Annotated in this window: 18 protein-coding genes; 9 read left to right on the top strand and 9 right to left on the bottom strand. The window is 59.8% G+C overall.

What is annotated here, in order from left to right:
• Window positions 1–322 precede the first annotated feature (322 nt).
• The gene (gene icd / locus JFT44_RS18735; RefSeq protein WP_057441442.1) at window positions 323–1,579 is read left to right on the top strand and encodes an NADP-dependent isocitrate dehydrogenase; all 1,257 of its coding nucleotides are present in this window, start codon (window positions 323–325) and stop codon (window positions 1,577–1,579) included.
• 79 nt (window positions 1,580–1,658) lie between these two features.
• On the opposite strand, the gene cspD is transcribed toward icd, so the two are convergent.
• A complete protein-coding gene (gene cspD, locus JFT44_RS18730; RefSeq protein WP_057960026.1) occupies window positions 1,659–1,949 on the bottom strand; it encodes a cold shock domain-containing protein CspD in 291 nt (96 codons plus the stop codon).
• Between the two features lie 223 nt (window positions 1,950–2,172).
• Here cspD and clpS point away from each other — a divergent pair, with 223 nt between their 5' ends.
• Together clpS and clpA are read left to right on the top strand one after the other, a co-directional pair.
• Entirely contained in the window at window positions 2,173–2,541 is a 369-nt protein-coding gene (gene clpS / locus JFT44_RS18725) for an ATP-dependent Clp protease adapter ClpS (RefSeq protein ID WP_029293391.1), read from the top strand.
• A gap of 29 nt (window positions 2,542–2,570) precedes the next feature.
• Window positions 2,571–4,841 (top strand): ATP-dependent Clp protease ATP-binding subunit ClpA, encoded by a 2,271-nt coding sequence (gene clpA, locus JFT44_RS18720; RefSeq protein WP_057445275.1) that lies wholly within the window; start codon window positions 2,571–2,573, stop codon window positions 4,839–4,841.
• A 211-nt stretch (window positions 4,842–5,052) separates the two neighbouring features.
• Here the strand turns inward: clpA and infA are convergent, their stop codons facing one another.
• The 3 genes from infA to aat all read right to left on the bottom strand — a co-directional run bounded on the left by infA (window position 5,053) and on the right by aat (window position 6,815).
• The gene (gene infA / locus JFT44_RS18715; protein ID WP_002553999.1) at window positions 5,053–5,271 is read right to left on the bottom strand and encodes a translation initiation factor IF-1; all 219 of its coding nucleotides are present in this window, start codon (window positions 5,269–5,271) and stop codon (window positions 5,053–5,055) included.
• Window positions 5,272–5,371: 100 nt separating this feature from the next.
• Complete coding sequence (locus JFT44_RS18710; RefSeq protein WP_057441413.1) at window positions 5,372–6,079, bottom strand: arginyltransferase; 708 nt, start codon at window positions 6,077–6,079, stop codon at window positions 5,372–5,374.
• A gap of 55 nt (window positions 6,080–6,134) precedes the next feature.
• A complete protein-coding gene (gene aat, locus JFT44_RS18705; protein ID WP_057441414.1) occupies window positions 6,135–6,815 on the bottom strand; it encodes a leucyl/phenylalanyl-tRNA--protein transferase in 681 nt (226 codons plus the stop codon).
• 521 nt (window positions 6,816–7,336) lie between these two features.
• On the opposite strand from aat, the gene JFT44_RS18700 reads away from it, so the two are divergent.
• Genes JFT44_RS18700 through cysG form a run of 6 tightly spaced genes read left to right on the top strand, consistent with a single transcriptional unit; the run spans window position 7,337 to window position 14,825 of the window.
• On the top strand, window positions 7,337–9,745 hold the full coding sequence (locus tag JFT44_RS18700) for a DNA translocase FtsK (protein WP_057441416.1): 2,409 nt from the start codon (window positions 7,337–7,339) through the stop codon (window positions 9,743–9,745).
• Between the two features lie 57 nt (window positions 9,746–9,802).
• Window positions 9,803–10,426 carry an outer membrane lipoprotein chaperone LolA gene (lolA, locus tag JFT44_RS18695; protein ID WP_057960009.1) on the top strand — a complete coding sequence of 208 codons (624 nt, stop codon included), beginning with the start codon at window positions 9,803–9,805 and terminating at the stop codon, window positions 10,424–10,426.
• Window positions 10,427–10,436: 10 nt separating this feature from the next.
• A complete protein-coding gene (locus JFT44_RS18690; protein ID WP_057960008.1) occupies window positions 10,437–11,762 on the top strand; it encodes a replication-associated recombination protein A in 1,326 nt (441 codons plus the stop codon).
• Window positions 11,759–12,133: a fluoride efflux transporter CrcB gene (gene crcB / locus JFT44_RS18685; RefSeq protein ID WP_057441422.1), complete on the top strand. Its 375-nt coding sequence runs from the start codon at window positions 11,759–11,761 to the stop codon at window positions 12,131–12,133. The genes JFT44_RS18690 and crcB overlap by 4 nt, the downstream gene beginning before the upstream one ends.
• Window positions 12,134–12,149: 16 nt before the next feature.
• Window positions 12,150–13,430, top strand: coding sequence for a serine--tRNA ligase (gene serS / locus JFT44_RS18680; protein WP_057441423.1), 1,281 nt, complete (start codon window positions 12,150–12,152; stop codon window positions 13,428–13,430).
• Entirely contained in the window at window positions 13,431–14,825 is a 1,395-nt protein-coding gene (gene cysG, locus JFT44_RS18675; RefSeq protein ID WP_057960007.1) for a siroheme synthase CysG, read from the top strand. It begins immediately after the preceding gene.
• A 66-nt stretch (window positions 14,826–14,891) separates the two neighbouring features.
• On the opposite strand, the gene JFT44_RS18670 is transcribed toward cysG, so the two are convergent.
• The 5 genes from JFT44_RS18670 to tusC all read right to left on the bottom strand — a co-directional run bounded on the left by JFT44_RS18670 (window position 14,892) and on the right by tusC (window position 17,949).
• Window positions 14,892–15,887 carry a glutathione S-transferase family protein gene (locus tag JFT44_RS18670; RefSeq protein WP_120733461.1) on the bottom strand — a complete coding sequence of 332 codons (996 nt, stop codon included), beginning with the start codon at window positions 15,885–15,887 and terminating at the stop codon, window positions 14,892–14,894.
• Between the two features lie 88 nt (window positions 15,888–15,975).
• A complete protein-coding gene (locus JFT44_RS18665; RefSeq protein WP_198831023.1) occupies window positions 15,976–16,977 on the bottom strand; it encodes a glycosyl transferase family protein in 1,002 nt (333 codons plus the stop codon).
• Window positions 16,974–17,309: a TusE/DsrC/DsvC family sulfur relay protein gene (locus JFT44_RS18660; protein WP_057441427.1), complete on the bottom strand. Its 336-nt coding sequence runs from the start codon at window positions 17,307–17,309 to the stop codon at window positions 16,974–16,976. Before JFT44_RS18660 ends, JFT44_RS18665 begins: the two co-directional genes overlap by 4 nt.
• Complete coding sequence (gene tusB / locus JFT44_RS18655; protein ID WP_128593583.1) at window positions 17,306–17,599, bottom strand: sulfurtransferase complex subunit TusB; 294 nt, start codon at window positions 17,597–17,599, stop codon at window positions 17,306–17,308. Before tusB ends, JFT44_RS18660 begins: the two co-directional genes overlap by 4 nt.
• A complete protein-coding gene (gene tusC / locus JFT44_RS18650; RefSeq protein ID WP_057441431.1) occupies window positions 17,599–17,949 on the bottom strand; it encodes a sulfurtransferase complex subunit TusC in 351 nt (116 codons plus the stop codon). Before tusC ends, tusB begins: the two co-directional genes overlap by 1 nt.
• Window position 17,950 lies beyond the last annotated feature (1 nt).

Genomic DNA, 17,950 nt, shown 5'->3' with positions numbered 1-17,950 from the left:
TTCAGGCGCAGGTGCTCGATATAGAGCGGTCGGCCGTCGTGACTCTTTGGTCAGCGGCGGCATTATACATAGGTCGCTATGCTTACGCCGAGCCTTCATACAAAAGGTGGATCGTCCATTGGTCTAAAGGTCGCATGGACCGGATTGCGCCTAAAGTCGCACGCAGTGCTCAAGTTTGGCGTTTTTCCCTTTTGTTTCAAGGTTGTAGGCGACTAAATCTACCGTTTTCGCAGCAAATGTACCGGGCGCAAGGTTCCAGTCCACATTCAACTGGAGTAGGCTCGGGCACAGCCAGATGTTCAATCCACAAACGGAGTTCAGCATGGGATACAAGAAGATTCAGGTTCCGGCAGTCGGCGACAAAATCACCGTCAACGCAGACCATTCTCTCAATGTTCCTGACAACCCGATCATTCCCTTCATCGAAGGTGACGGTATTGGCGTCGACATCAGCCCGGTGATGATCAAGGTGGTCGATGCAGCTGTTAACAAGGCTTACGGCGGCAAGCGCAAAATCTCCTGGATGGAGGTGTATGCCGGCGAGAAGGCGACTCAAGTTTACGACCAGGACACCTGGCTGCCCCAGGAAACCCTGGATGCGGTCAAGGACTACGTGGTTTCCATCAAGGGTCCGCTGACCACGCCGGTCGGTGGCGGTATCCGCTCGCTGAACGTTGCCCTGCGCCAGCAGCTGGACCTGTATGTCTGTCTGCGTCCGGTGCGTTGGTTCGAAGGTGTGCCAAGCCCGGTCAAGAAGCCAGGCGATGTGGACATGACTATCTTCCGTGAGAACTCCGAAGATATTTACGCCGGTATCGAGTGGAAGGCCGGTTCGCCCGAAGCAACCAAGGTCATCAAGTTCCTCAAAGAGGAAATGGGTGTCACCAAGATCCGTTTCGACCAGGATTGCGGGATTGGCATCAAGCCGGTTTCCAAAGAGGGCACCAAGCGCCTGGCGCGCAAGGCCCTGCAATATGTAGTGGATAACGACCGTGAGTCGCTGACCATCGTGCACAAAGGCAACATCATGAAGTTCACCGAAGGTGCCTTCAAGGAGTGGGCCTACGAAGTGGCGGCCGAAGAGTTCGGCGCGACCCTGCTCGATGGCGGGCCGTGGATGCAGTTCAAGAACCCGCGCACCGGCCGCAATGTGGTGGTCAAGGATGCGATTGCCGACGCCATGCTCCAGCAGATCCTGCTGCGCCCGGCCGAATATGACGTGATCGCCACCCTAAACCTCAATGGTGACTACCTCTCCGATGCCCTGGCGGCAGAAGTGGGCGGTATCGGTATTGCACCGGGTGCCAACCTGTCCGACACCGTGGCGATGTTTGAAGCCACCCACGGTACTGCGCCTAAATACGCGGGCAAGGACCAGGTCAACCCGGGCTCGCTGATTCTGTCGGCGGAAATGATGCTGCGCCATATGGGCTGGACCGAGGCGGCCGACTTGATCATCAAGGGCACCAACGGGGCGATTTCGGCCAAGACCGTGACCTATGACTTCGAGCGCCTGATGGACGGCGCCAAGCTGGTGTCGTCGTCGGGCTTCGGCGATGCGTTGATTTCGCATATGTAAGTCGAAGGCTATGAAAAACGGCCATCCTGATTGCTCGGGATGGCCGTTTTTTTATGCGTGGTATCTGCTCGGTGGCGGATCAGGCCGTTTGTTTCTTTTTCGAATGAGCGGATTTATCTGCCTTGTCGTGCCTGTCTTCGTTGGTTTTTCCAGGCTCGACTGCGCAGATGGCGACAGCATGCAGGCCCTTGGGCCCCTGGACGATTTCAAAGGATACTAATTGACCCGCTTTAAGGGTCTTGTATCCGTCCATCGTGATCGCCGAGTAATGCGCAAAAAGATCATCCTCTTTGCCGTCTTCGTTAATGAAGCCGTAGCCCTTGGCATTGTTGAACCATTTGACCTTGCCACTGATCTTGACGCCAGACATACCCATATCCCTCTGCACCAGACTCCATCACTGGAGTATCATCCAGTTTATCCGTCCTAACCCGAATAAATAAGGTTGACTGCGCGGACCTTTTTTACCCACTGTGGGTTCTATTGGTTGTAACACCGTTTTGCCGATAGTCAAGGTGACCAGTCGGTCGGAGTTGAATTTCTGACAGGTCGCCCCCATCACTGTAAATGCACAACAGACGAACCTTTCTTTCATGCATGCATTCAGCCAGATTCGACTAACATTCAATCAGGATCGCCCGGATCATCTAGAAGACGATGACGGTTCTGCAGGCATCGCTGTTCAAGAGGCCAAGCCTGCTTTACAGGCGCCGCCGATGTACAAGGTGGTTTTGTTCAATGATGACTACACGCCGATGGATTTCGTCGTCGAAGTACTCGAGGTGTTTTTTAATCTGAACCGCGAGTTGGCGACCAAGGTAATGCTGGCCGTTCACACAGAAGGACGGGCAGTATGTGGAGTGTTTACCCGCGACATCGCCGAGACCAAGGCCATGCAGGTCAACCAGTACGCCAGGGAAAGCCAGCATCCGCTACTCTGTGAAATCGAGAAGGACGGTTAACTCCGACCACTTGGGTATGAGGTGAAGCTATGTTAAACCGCGAGCTCGAAGTCACCCTCAATCTTGCCTTCAAGGAGGCCCGTTCGAAGCGTCATGAATTCATGACCGTCGAACACCTGCTGCTGGCACTTTTGGATAACGAAGCTGCCGCCACCGTTCTGCGTGCGTGCGGCGCCAACCTCGACAAACTCAAGCATGACCTGCAGGAGTTCATCGACTCCACCACGCCACTGATCCCTGTGCATGACGAGGACCGTGAGACCCAGCCAACCCTGGGCTTCCAGCGGGTGTTGCAGCGTGCTGTCTTCCACGTGCAGAGCTCCGGCAAGCGCGAAGTGACGGGCGCCAATGTCTTGGTTGCCATCTTCAGCGAACAGGAAAGCCAGGCCGTGTTCCTGCTCAAGCAGCAGAGCGTGGCGCGCATTGATGTCGTCAACTACATCGCCCATGGCATCTCGAAAGTGCCAGGGCATGGCGATCATTCCGAGGGTGAGCAGGATATGCAGGACGACGAGGGCGGTGAGTCTTCTTCTTCAAGCAACCCGCTGGATGCCTACGCCAGCAATCTCAACGAACTGGCGCGCCAGGGGCGGATTGATCCGCTGGTGGGGCGTGAGATGGAAGTTGAGCGTGTTGCGCAGATCCTCGCGCGTCGTCGCAAGAACAACCCTTTGCTGGTGGGCGAGGCGGGCGTGGGCAAGACCGCGATTGCCGAAGGCCTGGCCAAGCGCATTGTTGATAATCAGGTGCCTGACCTGCTGGCCAACAGCGTTGTCTACTCCCTGGACCTGGGCGCGCTGCTCGCCGGGACCAAGTACCGTGGCGACTTTGAAAAGCGTTTCAAGGCGTTGCTTGGCGAGCTGAAAAAGCGTCCGCAGGCGATCCTGTTCATTGATGAAATCCACACCATCATTGGCGCCGGTGCGGCTTCCGGTGGGGTGATGGATGCGTCCAACCTGCTCAAGCCGCTGCTGTCTTCGGGTGATATCCGTTGCATCGGTTCGACCACGTTCCAGGAGTTTCGCGGGATCTTCGAAAAAGACCGTGCCCTGGCGCGTCGCTTCCAGAAAGTCGACGTGTCCGAGCCTTCGGTCGAAGACACTATTGGCATCCTGCGGGGACTGAAAGGGCGTTTCGAAGCGCACCACGGCATCGAGTACAGTGATGAGGCGCTGCGTGCGGCCGCCGAGCTGGCCTCGCGCTACATCAATGACCGGCATATGCCCGACAAGGCCATCGACGTGATCGACGAAGCCGGGGCCTACCAGCGCCTGCAGCCGGTAGAGAAGCGCGTGAAGCGCATCGAAGTGCCGCAGGTCGAGGATATCGTGGCGAAAATCGCGCGAATTCCGCCAAAACACGTCACCAGCTCCGACAAAGAGCTGCTGCGTAACCTGGAGCGCGACCTCAAGTTGACAGTGTTTGGCCAGGATGCGGCGATTGACTCGCTGTCGACGGCGATCAAGCTGTCCCGGGCTGGCCTCAAGTCGCCGGACAAACCGGTGGGTTCGTTCCTGTTTGCCGGGCCTACCGGCGTCGGCAAGACCGAAGCGGCGCGGCAGTTGGCCAAGGCCATGGGCATTGAGCTGGTGCGGTTCGACATGTCCGAATACATGGAGCGGCACACCGTGTCGCGCCTGATCGGTGCACCTCCGGGCTATGTCGGCTTCGATCAGGGCGGTCTGTTGACCGAGGCGATTACCAAGCAGCCGCACTGCGTACTGCTGCTCGATGAAATCGAAAAGGCCCACCCGGAAGTCTTCAACCTGCTGCTGCAGGTCATGGACCACGGGACCCTGACCGACAACAACGGGCGCAAGGCGGACTTCCGCAACGTGATCGTGATCATGACCACCAACGCCGGTGCCGAGACGGCCGCGCGGGCTTCCATTGGCTTTACTCATCAGGATCACTCTTCCGACGCCATGGAAGTGATCAAGAAGAGCTTCACGCCGGAATTCCGCAACCGCCTGGACACCATTATCCAGTTTGGTCGCCTCAGCCATGAGGTGATCAAGAGCGTGGTGGACAAGTTCCTTACCGAGCTTCAGGCGCAGCTGGAAGACAAGCGCGTGCAGTTGGAGGTGACGGAGGCGGCACGCAGTTGGATCGCCGAGGGCGGCTACGACGCGGCAATGGGCGCCCGCCCAATGGCGCGTCTGATCCAGGACAAGATCAAGCGGCCATTGGCCGAAGAGATCCTGTTCGGCGAGCTCTCCGACCATGGTGGCGTGGTGCATATCGACTTGAAGGATGGCGAGCTGACCTTCGACTTCGAGACCACTGCTGAAATGGCCTGATCGCAACACAACAAAAAGGCGCTTCGGCGCCTTTTTGCTATTTCTCAAGCGCTGCAATCAAAATGTGGGAGCGGGCTTGCCCGCGATAGCGGTGTATCGGTGCCAGATGTATTGCCTGACACACAGCTATCGCGAGCAAGCCCGTTCCCGCATTAATTTTATAGCGCGCACAAAAACGCCCGGCATAACCGGGCGTCTTGTATTGACTTGTTTAGCGAGCGCGGTAAGTGATGCGCCCTTTGCTCAAGTCATAGGGCGTCAGCTCGACGCGCACTTTGTCACCGGTAAGAATACGAATGTAGTTCTTGCGCATCTTGCCGGAGATATGCGCGGTTACGACGTGCCCATTTTCCAACTCCACACGAAACATGGTGTTGGGCAGGGTGTCGACGACAGTGCCTTCCATTTCGAAGCTGTCTTCTTTCGACATGCAGTAAAGCCCTCGGTATCCAGTGAATGGCCCGGTGCAACTGCGCCAGGCAAAAGCGGCGTGCATTGTGCCCGAAAAAGGGTGTTTAAGCCAAGGGGTTCTAGTTAAGCGTGACCCATCTTTGATTAATTAGCAGCTCAATGGGCCGATATTGGGTCTTGTAATTCATCTTTTTACAGTTTTTTATCCAGTATCCGAGGTACACCGCGTCCAGGTTTTGCCGGGAGGCTTCACTGATTTGCCACAAAATCGCAAAGCGCCCGAGGCTGCGGCGCTCTTCGGCGGGTTCGTAAAAGGTGTAGACCGCCGATAAGCCATTGGGCAGCAGGTCGGTGACCGCGACCGCCAGCAGCCTTCCCTCAAGGCGGAATTCGTAAAAACGCGAGAACGGCAGGTCGCGCACCAGGAACGTGGAAAACTGGTCACGACTCGGTGGGAACATGTCACCGTCGGCGTGGCGTTGCTCGATATAGCGCTGGTACAGGTCGAAGTACTCTTCGCTGAAGCCGGGCTTGGCGGGGGTCACGATCAGGTCGGCATTGCGCTTGAGGATGCGTTTTTGATTGCGATCGGCTAAAAATTGCGCCACGGGGATACGCGCCGGCACACAGGCGTTGCAGTTCTGGCAGTGCGGCCGGTACAGGTGGTCGCCACTGCGCCGAAAGCCCATCTCTGACAGGTCGGCATACACATGCACGTCCATCGGCTGGCTGGGGTCGAGGAACAGCGTAGTGGCCTGTTCTTCGGGCAGGTAGCTGCAAGAGTGGGGTTGAGTGGCATAAAACTTCAAGCGCGCCAACTCGGTCATGATCAACCCTCGGATAAGCTTTGAAATAAGTGTAAGCCAGGTGCGCGCATGTCGCCTAAGAAACCCACGGCCCACTGCTGGCTTGATCAAGATGGTCGCGCAGGTAACCGGCAAAGTCGCTGCGGGGAATGGCGCGGGCGCCGAGGCTGTGCAGGTGATCGGTGGGCATCTGGCAGTCGATCAGCACAAAACCCCAGGCCTGCAATTGCCTGACGAGCGTGGCAAAGCCATATTTCGAGGCATTGTCTGCGCGACTGAACATCGACTCGCCAAAAAACAACTGGCCCATGGCCAGGCCATACAGGCCGCCGACCAGTTCGCCCTGGTCCCAGACTTCAACGGAATGGGCGTAGCCCCGTTGGTGCAGTTGCAGATAGGCGTTCTGCATGGCTTCGGTGATCCAGGTGCCGTCTGCATAGCTGCGTGGCGCAGCACAGGCCTGTATGACAGCGGCGAAGTCCTGGTCGAAGGTGACCTCGTAGCGTTGCTGGCGCAGCAGCTTGGCGAGGCTGCGGGACACGTGCAGTTCGGCGGGGAACAGCACCGTGCGTGGGTCTGGCGACCACCATAGGATGGGCTGGCCTTCGGAGAACCAGGGGAAACAGCCGTGGCGATAGGCCTGGACCAGGCGGTCGGCGGACAGGTCGCCACCGGCAGCCAGCAGGCCGTTGGGTTCACGCATGGCTTTGGCCAGCGGTGGAAACGTCAAGGTGTTGCGTTGCAACCAGGTGAGCATGGTATTCAGGCTTACAGAAGGGGAGGGCGGTGACAGGCCGGGGCCCGCCGCGTTAAGCAGTGATTATTGTCGAGCCGGCGCCACTCGGCCAGCCCGATCATGTAATCCGTACCCTGATGCATGAGCGGGTGTTTCTGCAACTCTATAGCGGTGATGCGGTCGTAATCGCGTCATGTCGCCATCCGTTGAGCGGGAATGCTGGGTAAAGCTTGTCCAGTCTGATAAAAACAGCTCATAAGCCTTTGTCAGTAAAGACAATGCATGCTCAAATTGAAATGCATCGGCAATGCGCCGGATGATGCTCCATGAGCGAAGCCGGCAGCGTGGCAACGGGCACACAAACCCGTACAATGGCGGCACTATGTCCTTGTGGGCTGGCGTTAACGTCGGCGCATGATTCAATCTCGGAGTGTTAAAGGACGCTTGACGACGCTCATTCACTTTTCATCTGTCCGGATTGGGCAGTATTTTTATAGTCATTCAACTGTTGGACGCGCTTAAGGCGCAGGAAAAGACCCGTTTTGAAGAAATCCGCCGCAGCACCCAAAACAGCAGTAGTACCGGCCTGGCGCCAGCACCTGCACTATCGGCTCAAGGAAGGCGCGCTGATTGCCATCGGTGCTTTATGCCTGTTCCTGATGATGGCCTTGCTGACCTATGGCAAGGACGATCCGGGCTGGAGCCATAACAGCAAGATCGACGATGTGCAGAACTTCGGCGGGCCTGTGGGCTCCTACAGCGCCGATATCCTGTTCATGATCCTGGGCTATTTCGCCTATATCTTCCCGTTGTTGCTGGCGATCAAGACCTGGCAGATCTTCCGCCAGCGCCATGAGCCGTGGCAGTGGAGCGGCTGGCTGTTCTCCTGGCGCCTGATCGGCCTGGTGTTCCTGGTGCTGTCGGGCGCGGCCCTGGCGCATATTCACTTCCATGCACCGACCGGCCTGCCGGCTGGCGCGGGCGGTGCCTTGGGCGAAAGCCTGGGTGACCTGGCCCGCAGGACCCTGAATATCCAGGGCAGCACGCTGACGTTCATTGCCCTGTTCCTGTTTGGCCTGACGGTATTTACCGACTTGTCGTGGTTCAAGGTCATGGACGTGACCGGCAAGATCACCCTCGATCTGTTCGAGTTGTTCCAGGGTGCCGCCAACCGCTGGTGGGCCGCCCGTGTGGACCGCAAGCGCATGGTCGCGCAATTGCGTGAAGTCGACACCCGGGTCAACGAAGTGGTGGCCCCGAGTACGCCGGATCGCCGTGAGCAGGCCAAGGTCAAGGAGCGCCTGATCGAGCGCGAGCAGGCCCTGACCAAGCACATGTCCGACCGCGAGAAGCAAGTGCCGCCGGTTATCGCCCCGGCGCCGGTCAAGGCGCCCGAGCCAAGCCATCGCGTGCAAAAGGAAAAGCAGGCGCCGCTGTTTATCGACAGCGCCGTCGAGGGCACCTTGCCGCCGATCTCGATCCTCGATCCGGCGGAAAAGAAACAACTCAACTATTCCCCGGAATCCCTGGCGGCCGTCGGCCATCTGCTGGAAATCAAACTCAAGGAGTTTGGCGTCGAAGTGTCGGTGGATTCGATCCACCCCGGCCCGGTGATTACCCGTTACGAAATCCAGCCGGCCGCAGGGGTCAAGGTCAGCCGTATCGCCAACCTGGCCAAAGACCTGGCGCGCTCCCTGGCGGTTACCAGCGTGCGGGTGGTGGAAGTGATCCCCGGCAAAACCACCGTGGGTATCGAGATTCCCAACGAAGACCGGCAGATCGTGCGCTTCTCCGAAGTGCTGTCGACCCCGGAATACGACAACTTCAAGTCGCCGGTCACCCTGGCCCTGGGGCACGACATCGGCGGCAAGCCGGTGATCACTGACCTGGCGAAAATGCCCCACTTGCTGGTTGCTGGTACCACCGGTTCCGGTAAGTCGGTGGGTGTGAACGCAATGATCCTGTCGATCCTGTTCAAGTCCGGCCCGGAAGACGCCAAGCTGATCATGATCGACCCGAAGATGCTCGAACTGTCGATCTACGAAGGCATCCCGCACCTGCTGTGCCCGGTGGTGACCGACATGAAGGACGCCGCCAACGCCCTGCGCTGGAGCGTGGCCGAGATGGAGCGGCGCTACAAACTGATGGCGAAGATGGGCGTGCGTAACCTGTCCGGCTTCAACGCCAAGGTCAAGGAAGCCCAGGACGCCGGCACGCCGCTGACCGACCCGCTGTACAAGCGCGAAAGCATTCACGATGAAGCGCCGCTGCTGACCAAGTTGCCGACCATCGTGGTGGTGGTCGACGAATTTGCCGACATGATGATGATCGTCGGCAAGAAGGTTGAAGAGCTGATCGCGCGTATCGCGCAGAAGGCCCGTGCGGCCGGGATCCACTTGATCCTCGCGACCCAGCGGCCGTCGGTGGATGTGATCACCGGCCTGATCAAGGCCAACATCCCGACCCGTATGGCGTTCCAGGTGTCGAGCAAAATCGACTCACGGACCATCATCGACCAGGGCGGTGCCGAGCAACTGCTGGGCCATGGTGACATGCTCTACATGCCGCCCGGCACCAGCCTGCCCATCCGCGTTCACGGTGCATTTGTGTCCGATGACGAGGTGCACCGCGTGGTCGAGGCGTGGAAACTGCGGGGTGCGCCGGAATACAACGACGATATCCTGGCGGGTGTCGAAGAAGCCGGCAGCGGTTTCGACGGTGGCAGCGGTGGCGGCGACGATGATGCCGAGACCGACGCGCTGTACGACGAAGCGGTGGCATTCGTGCTGGAAAGCCGTCGCGCCTCGATCTCGGCGGTGCAACGTAAACTGAAGATCGGCTACAACCGCGCCGCGCGTATGATCGAGTCCATGGAAATGGCCGGCGTCGTTACGGCCATGAACACCAACGGCTCGCGCGAAGTCATCGCGCCAGGGCCGATGCGCGACTGACCTCGCGCCGCGTGGCAGCACGCGGCGCGCCTTTCACATCATTCTATGAGGACTCCCATGCGTCTTATCCGCATGCTGTTGTTGCCGGCATTGGCCCTGACCGCGTTTTCGGCCCACGCCGACCAGGCATCCGTCGCGAGCCTGACCAACTTGCTGGACAAATCCAAGACCCTGACCGCGCGCTTCTCCCAGTTGACCCTGGACGGTGGCGGTACGCAGTTGCAGGAAACGGCCGGTGAAATGGCCGTGCAGCGTCCTGGCTTGTTCTTCTGGAAAACCGACGCGCCCAATGAGCAGACCATTGTCTCCGATGGCAAGAAAGTCACGCTGTGGGACCCGGACCTGGAGCAGGCGACCATCAAGACCCTCGACCCACGCCTGAGCCAGACCCCGGCCTTGCTGCTGTCGGGTGATGTGTCGCAGATCAGCGAGAGCTTCGAGATTACCTCCAAGCAACAAAGCAACGTGATCGACTTCACCCTCAAGCCCAAGTCCAAGGACACGCTGTTCGACAGCCTGCGCCTGTCGTTCCGCAATGGGGTGATCAACGATATGCAACTGATCGACAGTGTCGGCCAGCGCACCAATATCCTGTTCACCGGGGTCAAGGCCAATGAGTCGGTCCCGGCCAAGACGTTCAAGTTCGACATCCCCAAGGGTGCCGATGTGATCCAGGAGTAAAAAGCCGCCCATGGACCTGTTTCGCAGTGACCCGATTGCCCAGCCATTGGCCGCGCGCCTGCGCTCGACCAACCTGGATGAGTATGTCGGGCAGGAGCACTTGCTGGCTCGTGGCAAGCCGCTGCGCGAAGCTCTGGAGCAGGGTGCCCTGCACTCGATGATCTTCTGGGGGCCGCCGGGCGTGGGCAAGACCACCCTGGCGCGGCTGCTGGCGAAGGTCTCCGATGCACACTTTGAAACGGTCTCGGCGGTATTGGCCGGGGTCAAGGAAATCCGCCAGGCGGTGGAAGTCGCCAAGCAACAGGCCGGGCAATATGGCCGGCGCACTATCCTGTTTGTCGACGAAGTGCATCGCTTCAACAAGTCGCAGCAGGATGCGTTCCTGCCTTACGTGGAAGACGGCACGCTGATTTTTATCGGTGCGACCACGGAAAACCCCTCGTTTGAGCTGAACAACGCTTTGCTCTCGCGAGCGCGGGTGTATGTGCTCAAAAGTCTCGATGAAGCAGCGATGCAGAAGCTGTTGCAGCGGGCGCTGAGCGAGGACAAGGGGCTGGGCAAGCGCCACCTGAGTCTGGGTGACGAGGGTTTCAAGATCCTGTTGGCGGCGGCAGACGGCGATGGTCGGCGGTTTCTCAACCTGCTGGAAAACGCCTCCGACCTTGCCGAAGACAATAGTGAGATTGGCGTCGACCTGCTGCAAAGCCTATTGGGCGATACCCGGCGGCGTTTCGACAAGGGCGGCGAAGCCTTTTACGATCAGATTTCCGCGTTGCACAAATCCGTGCGCGGCTCTAACCCGGACGGCGCGCTGTACTGGTTCGCCCGCATGATCGACGGCGGCTGCGACCCGCTGTACCTGGCCCGGCGCGTGGTGCGCATGGCCAGCGAGGACATCGGCAACGCCGACCCACGGGCCCTGAGCCTGTGCCTGGCGGCCTGGGAAGTCCAGGAGCGCCTGGGCAGCCCGGAAGGTGAGTTGGCGGTGGCGCAAGCCATCACCTACCTGGCCTGCGCGCCGAAAAGCAATGCGGTGTATATGGGCTTCAAATCGGCATTGCGCGCCGCGGCCGAGCACGGCTCGCTGGAAGTCCCTTTGCACCTGCGTAATGCGCCGACCAAGCTGATGAAACAATTGGGTTATGGCGATGAGTACCGCTACGCCCACGATGAACCGGATGCCTATGCCGCCGGTGAAGACTACTTTCCCGACGAGCTTGCCCCGCAACCGTTCTACCAGCCGGTGCCCCGTGGCCTGGAGTTGAAGATCGGGGAAAAGCTCAACCACCTGGCGCAACTTGATCGCCTGAGCCCCAAACAACGGAGAAAACTATGATTCCCTTGGTGGTCGCAGTCTCTGTTGGCGGTGTGGCCGGTACCTTATTGCGCTTTGCCACCGGTAATTGGATTAACGCCAATTGGCCGAAACACTTCTATACCGCGACGCTGGCCGTTAATATCGTGGGCTGCCTGTTGATCGGCGTGTTGTACGGCCTGTTTCTGTTACGCCCGGAGGTGCCTGTTGAGGTGCGCGCCGGGTTGATGGTGGGCTTCCTTGGCGGCCTCACCACCTTTTCATCCTTTTCACTGGATACCGTGCGCCTGCTGGAAAGTGGGCAAGTGCCGCTGGCGATAGGCTATGCGGCCATCAGTGTATTCGGCGGGCTGCTCGCCACCTGGGCCGGCCTGTCCTTGACCAAACTTTGATAAACGAGAGACCGACATGCTCGATTCCAAACTGTTACGTAGCAACCTTCAGGACGTAGCGGACCGCCTGGCATCCCGTGGCTTTGCCTTGGATGTTGCGCGCATCGAAGCGCTGGAAGAACAGCGCAAGACCGTCCAGACCCGCACCGAAGCACTGCAGGCTGAACGCAATGCGCGCTCCAAATCCATCGGTCAGGCCAAGCAGCGTGGCGAAGACATCGCGCCGTTGATGGCGGACGTCGAGCGTATGGGCAGCGAGCTGTCTGACGGTAAGGTCGAGTTGGACAAGATTCAGTCCGAGTTGGATTCCATCCTGCTGGGCATTCCCAACCTGCCGCATGAGTCGGTACCGGTCGGCGAAGATGAAGACGGCAACGTCGAAGTGCGCCGCTGGGGTACGCCAAAAGCCTTTGATTTCGAGATCAAGGACCACGTCGCCCTGGGCGAATTGACCGGCGGCCTGGATTTCGAAACCGCCGCCAAGATGTCCGGTGCGCGCTTTGCCTTGCTGCGCGGCCCGATCGCGCGCATGCACCGTGCCCTGGCGCAGTTCATGCTCAACCTGCACACCGGCGAACACGGGTACGAAGAGGCTTATACCCCGTACCTGGTTCAGGCGCCGGCGCTGATGGGCACCAGCCAGCTGCCGAAGTTCGAGGAAGACCTGTTCAAGATCAGCCGCGATGGTGAAGCCGATCTGTACCTGATTCCGACTGCCGAAGTGTCGCTGACCAATATCGTGGCCGGCGAGATCCTCGACGCCAAACAGCTGCCGATCAAGTTCGTGGCCCACAGCCCGTGCTTTCGCAGTGAAGCTGGTGCCTCGGGGCGTGACACTCGCGGCATGATCCGCCAGCACCAGTTCGACAAGGTCGAGATGGTACAGGTGGTCGAGCCGTCGACCTCCATGGAAGCCCTGGAAGGCCTGACTGCCAACGCCGAGCGCGTCCTGCAACTGCTGGAGCTGCCGTATCGCGTATTGGCGCTGTGCACTGGCGACATGGGTTTCAGCGCGGTGAAGACCTACGACCTGGAAGTGTGGGTGCCGAGCCAGGATAAATACCGCGAGATTTCTTCGTGCTCCAACTGCGGTGATTTCCAGGCCCGACGCATGCAGGCGCGTTTCCGTAACCCGGAAACCGGCAAGCCGGAGCTGGTCCACACCCTTAACGGTTCGGGCTTGGCGGTAGGTCGTACCCTGGTTGCCGTTCTGGAGAACTACCAGCAGGCCGACGGTTCGATCCGTGTACCTGAAGTGCTCAAGCCGTACATGGCGGGCGTTGAGGTCATCGGCTAAATGGAATTTCTGCCACTGTTTCATAACCTGCGCGGCAGCCGTGTGTTGGTCGTCGGTGGTGGGGAGATTGCCTTGCGCAAGTCCCGGCTGCTGGCCGATGCCGGCGCGGTATTGCGGGTGGTTGCTCCCCTGATTGAAGATCAGTTGCGTGAACTGGTGCAGGGCAGTGGCGGTGAACTGATTGTGCGCGGTTATCAGGAGGCGGACCTTGATGGCTGCACCCTGATCATCGCTGCAACCGACGACGAGCCGCTGAACGCGCAAGTGTCCAGCGATGCCCGGCGGCGGTGTGTGCCGGTCAATGTGGTGGACGCGCCAGCCTTGTGCAGCGTGATCTTCCCGGCGATTGTCGACCGCTCGCCCTTGGTGATTGCAGTCTCCAGTGGCGGCGATGCGCCGGTGCTGGCGCGTTTGATCCGCGCCAAGCTGGAAACCTGGATTCCTTCCACCTACGGTCAATTGGCCGGGCTGGCCGCGCGCTTTCGTGCCCAGGTCAAGGGCTTGTATCCCGATGTTCAGCAACGCCGGGCTTTTTGGGAAGAGGTTTTCCAGGGCCCGATTGCTGATCGGCAACTGGCGGGGCAAGGTGATGAAGCCGAGCGGTTGCTGGTGGAAAAAGTCAACGGCAAGCCGCCCCATGCACCAGGTGAGGTGTATCTGGTGGGCGCAGGCCCCGGTGATCCGGACCTCCTGACCTTTCGCGCGCTGCGTTTGATGCAGCAAGCCGATGTGGTGCTGTATGACCGCCTGGTGGCCCCCGCGATTCTTGAGCTGTGCCGACGGGATGCCGAGCGGGTCTATGTCGGCAAGCGCCGCGCCGATCACGCGGTACCGCAAGAGCAGATCAACCAGCAACTGGTGAACCTGGCCAAGCAAGGTAAGCGTGTGCTGCGCCTCAAGGGCGGCGACCCGTTTATTTTTGGGCGCGGCGGCGAAGAGATCGAAGAGCTGGCGGCCCATGGCATCCCGTTCCAGGTGGTGCCGGGCATCACCGCGGCCAGTGGTTGCGCGGCTTACGCTGGCATCCCTTTGACCCATCGCGACTATGCGCAATCGGTACGCTTCATCACCGGCCACCTGAAAGATGGCACCTCGGATTTGCCCTGGAATGACCTGGTGGGGCCGTCGCAGACCCTGGTCTTCTATATGGGGTTGGTGGGCTTGCCGGTCATCTGCGAGCAACTGATTCGCCATGGTCGTTCGGCGGACACCCCGGCTGCGCTGATCCAGCAAGGCACCACGTCCAACCAGCGTGTGTTTACCGGCACCCTGGCCGACTTGCCGCGCCTGGTGGCGGAGCATGAAGTGCATGCGCCGACCCTGGTGATCGTAGGCGAAGTGGTGGTGTTGCGTGAGAAGTTGAAGTGGTTTGAAGGCGCCCAGTCCCAGGTATAACCTGTTCGCCCGGCTGCACACAGACCCACTGTGGGAGCCGGGCTTGCCCGCGATGAGGCTGGCGCATCAGCGCCAGATCTCTTTACCGCTTAATCCTTCTCGATCATGTTTGCTATCAAACGCCTGCAATGGCCCCTTCGGCACAATCCCTGTCGGATTGATCGTCCGGTGGCTGGCATAGTAATGCCCCTTGATATGCGCAAAATCCACGGTCTCGGCCACCCCCGGCCATTGATACAGCTCTCGCAACCAATTCGACAGATTCGGATAATCTGCTATCCGCCGTAGGTTGCATTTGAAGTGGCTGTAATACACCGCGTCAAACCGAATCAGCGTGGTAAACAGCCGCACATCGGCCTCTGTCAGGTATTCACCGGCCAGGTAGCGCTGCTGGCCCAGGTGTTGTTCCAACTGATCCAGCTCGGCAAACACCTCATCAAATGCGCTTTCATACGCCTGCTGCGAGGTGGCAAAGCCTGCGCGATACACGCCATTGTTCACGGCAGGATAGATCCGCTCGTTCAACGCGTCGATGGTCGGGCGTAGCGGTTCGGGGTAGAAGTCCAGGGTGTTGCCGGTCAGCCCGTTGAACGCGCTGTTGAACATGCGGATGATCTCTGCCGATTCATTGCTGACGATGCGATTGAGCTTCTTATCCCATAGCACCGGCACCGTGACACGCCCGGTGTAGTCGGCGGTGTCGGCGGTATAGCGCTGGTGCATGAAGGCAAAGTCATCGAGCTTGTCGCCAGTGGAGCCGTGGGCCTTGTCGAAGGTCCAGCCATTCTCCAGCATCAACCAACTGACCACCGACACGTCAATCAGGCTTTCCAGGCCTTTGAGCTTGCGCAGGATCAGAGTGCGGTGCGCCCACGGGCAGGCGAGGGAAACATAGAGATGGTAGCGGCCAGCCTCGGCCTTGAAGCCGCCATCCCCGCTCGGGCCAGGTTGGCCATCGGCGGTGACCCAGTGCCGGCGTTGCGCCTGTTCCCGTTGGAAGGCGCCATCTGCGCTACTTTCGTACCACTGGTCGTGCCAGTGTCCTTCAATCAGCAAACCCATGACTGACTCCTTGGCTAGTAAGCGTTGGAGTGCAGTCTAATCGTCTGGGTTCGAACAAATAGCGCAAAGGGTCGGGGTTAATTATCGACTAGTTCGATGTGTTGCGCGCACCCCAATACTGTTGGGCCAGTTCGAAGGCCTGTTCCCGTGGGTGCCCCAGGCCGCGCAGGGCCAAGGCCATGGTGGCGATCAGCGCTAATTGCGGGTAGCTGTCTTGTACCTCACCACGCCACAGGGCCTTTAGATGTTCGGGGTCGAGACTGGCGGGCTTGACGTGGCGCTGGGCGGAGAGGGCAGGCCACTCCTCGTCCCAGCTTGCGCCGCCGGTGGTGCCGTACAAGTGGCTGGTGGTGTCGGGATTGATCTCGATCTCGCCGCCATCGCCCTTGATCACAATGGTGTTGTCACCCAGCAGGCCACTGGCATCGCGGTGTACCCCCTGGTAGCCGGGATGGAAGATGCTTTGCAGGCCGCAGCGTGCGCCCAGCGGGTTGAGGATGCGGGCCAGGGAGTGAATGGGCGAGCGCAGGCCGAGGATATTGCGCAGGTCAATCATGCGTTGCAACTGCGGGGCCCAGTCGCCCAGTGGCATAAATGCCAGGTTGCCTTGTTCCAGAGCGGTCTCGACCTGTTGCCAGTTGCGGCACAGTGGAATCTGCAGCTCACCCAGCAACTGTTCGGTGTACAGCCGGCCGGCCGTATGGGCACCGCCGCCGTGCATGAAAATCCGCACGCCATTCTGCGCCAGGCACTTGGAGGCCAGCAGGTACCACGGCAGGTGGCGTTTTTTTCCGGCATAGGTGGGCCAATCGAGATCCACCGTCAGTGCTGGAGGGTTGAGCCGCTCGCGCAGGGCCTCGGTGAAGCCGGCGAGCTCCTCCGGGCTTTCTTCCTTGTGGCGCAGCAGCATCAGGAACGCACCGAGCTGGGAGTCCTCGACTTTCTCGTCGAGCAGCATGCCCATGGCTTCCCGGGCTTCTTCGCGCGTCAGGCTGCGGGCGCCGCGCTTGCCTTTGCCGAGGATCCGCACAAACGGCGCAAAGGGGTGTTCGGCGGGAGTTTCGGTGATCAACGGGGCGAAGTCGGTCATAAGCAATTCGTCGGCCTGGGCAGGCCCGCCAGCTTGGCGGCAAGTTTGGCGGGAGTGCCTTTGAACAGTCGGTTGAGGTGCAAGCTGTTGCCCTTTTCCGGGCCCAGCTTCAAGGCGGTGTACTTGATCAGGGGGCGGGTGGCCGGGGACAACTGGAACTCCTGGTAAAAACCCCTGAGCAGCTTGAGGATTTCCCAGTGTTCGTCGGTCAGTTCCAGCGCTTCGGCGCTCGCCAGGGCATTGGCCACCTCGACTGACCAGGCATTCAGGTCAACCAGGTAGCCGTCCTTGTCCAGCTCAAGGGTGTGAGGGCCTACGGTCAGGGTGTTCATAGCCAGGTGTTGACCTTGTCATGGTCGATCGACAGCTGCACAAAACCTGGGTAGTCGACACTCCTGGCCCACTGCGGCAACGCCAGGCCGCGGGCCTGGGCATCTTCGGCAAGCACGAAGATGGCCAGGGCCTTGGCTTGCAGGGCCTGGAAGGGGGCGCTACCGGGTTGCAGGGCATAGATTGCATCGCCGCACAGCAGGATCGCATCTTGCGCGCCACACAGGCGTAGGCAACTGCCGAGGCGGCTGTCGGTAAACGGGGAGTGGGACAACACATGCAAGGTCGACATCAGAGGGTCATCACCTGATCGTAACGGTCAATCATCTGGGAAATCTGTTCGCTGCTCAGTGGCTGCGCGCTATCAGGGGCGGTCAACCCACGCTCCGCCAGGCTGTGGCTGCATGCGAACACGTCGTCAATGCCAAACAGCGAGAGGGCCTGCAGATTGGCCGTCACATCCTTTTGTTGCAAGGCCTTGGCATCTTGGGAGGTTGCCAGTTGAAACACCCCGTCATCGAGAAACAGCAGCCCGATCGGCAAGTCGAATGCGCCGCCGGCCAGCACCACATCCAGTGCTTCCCGCGCACTGGGCCCGGACCATGGCGCCTGGCGGCTGATGACTAACAAGGATCTGGACATT

Source organism: Pseudomonas sp. MF5691 (genome assembly GCF_016405645.1).
Classification (GTDB): Bacteria; Pseudomonadota; Gammaproteobacteria; order Pseudomonadales; family Pseudomonadaceae; genus Aquipseudomonas; species Aquipseudomonas shahriarae.
The sequence above is the reverse complement of the archived record's forward strand: the minus strand, read 5'-3'. Positions and strand labels throughout refer to the sequence as shown.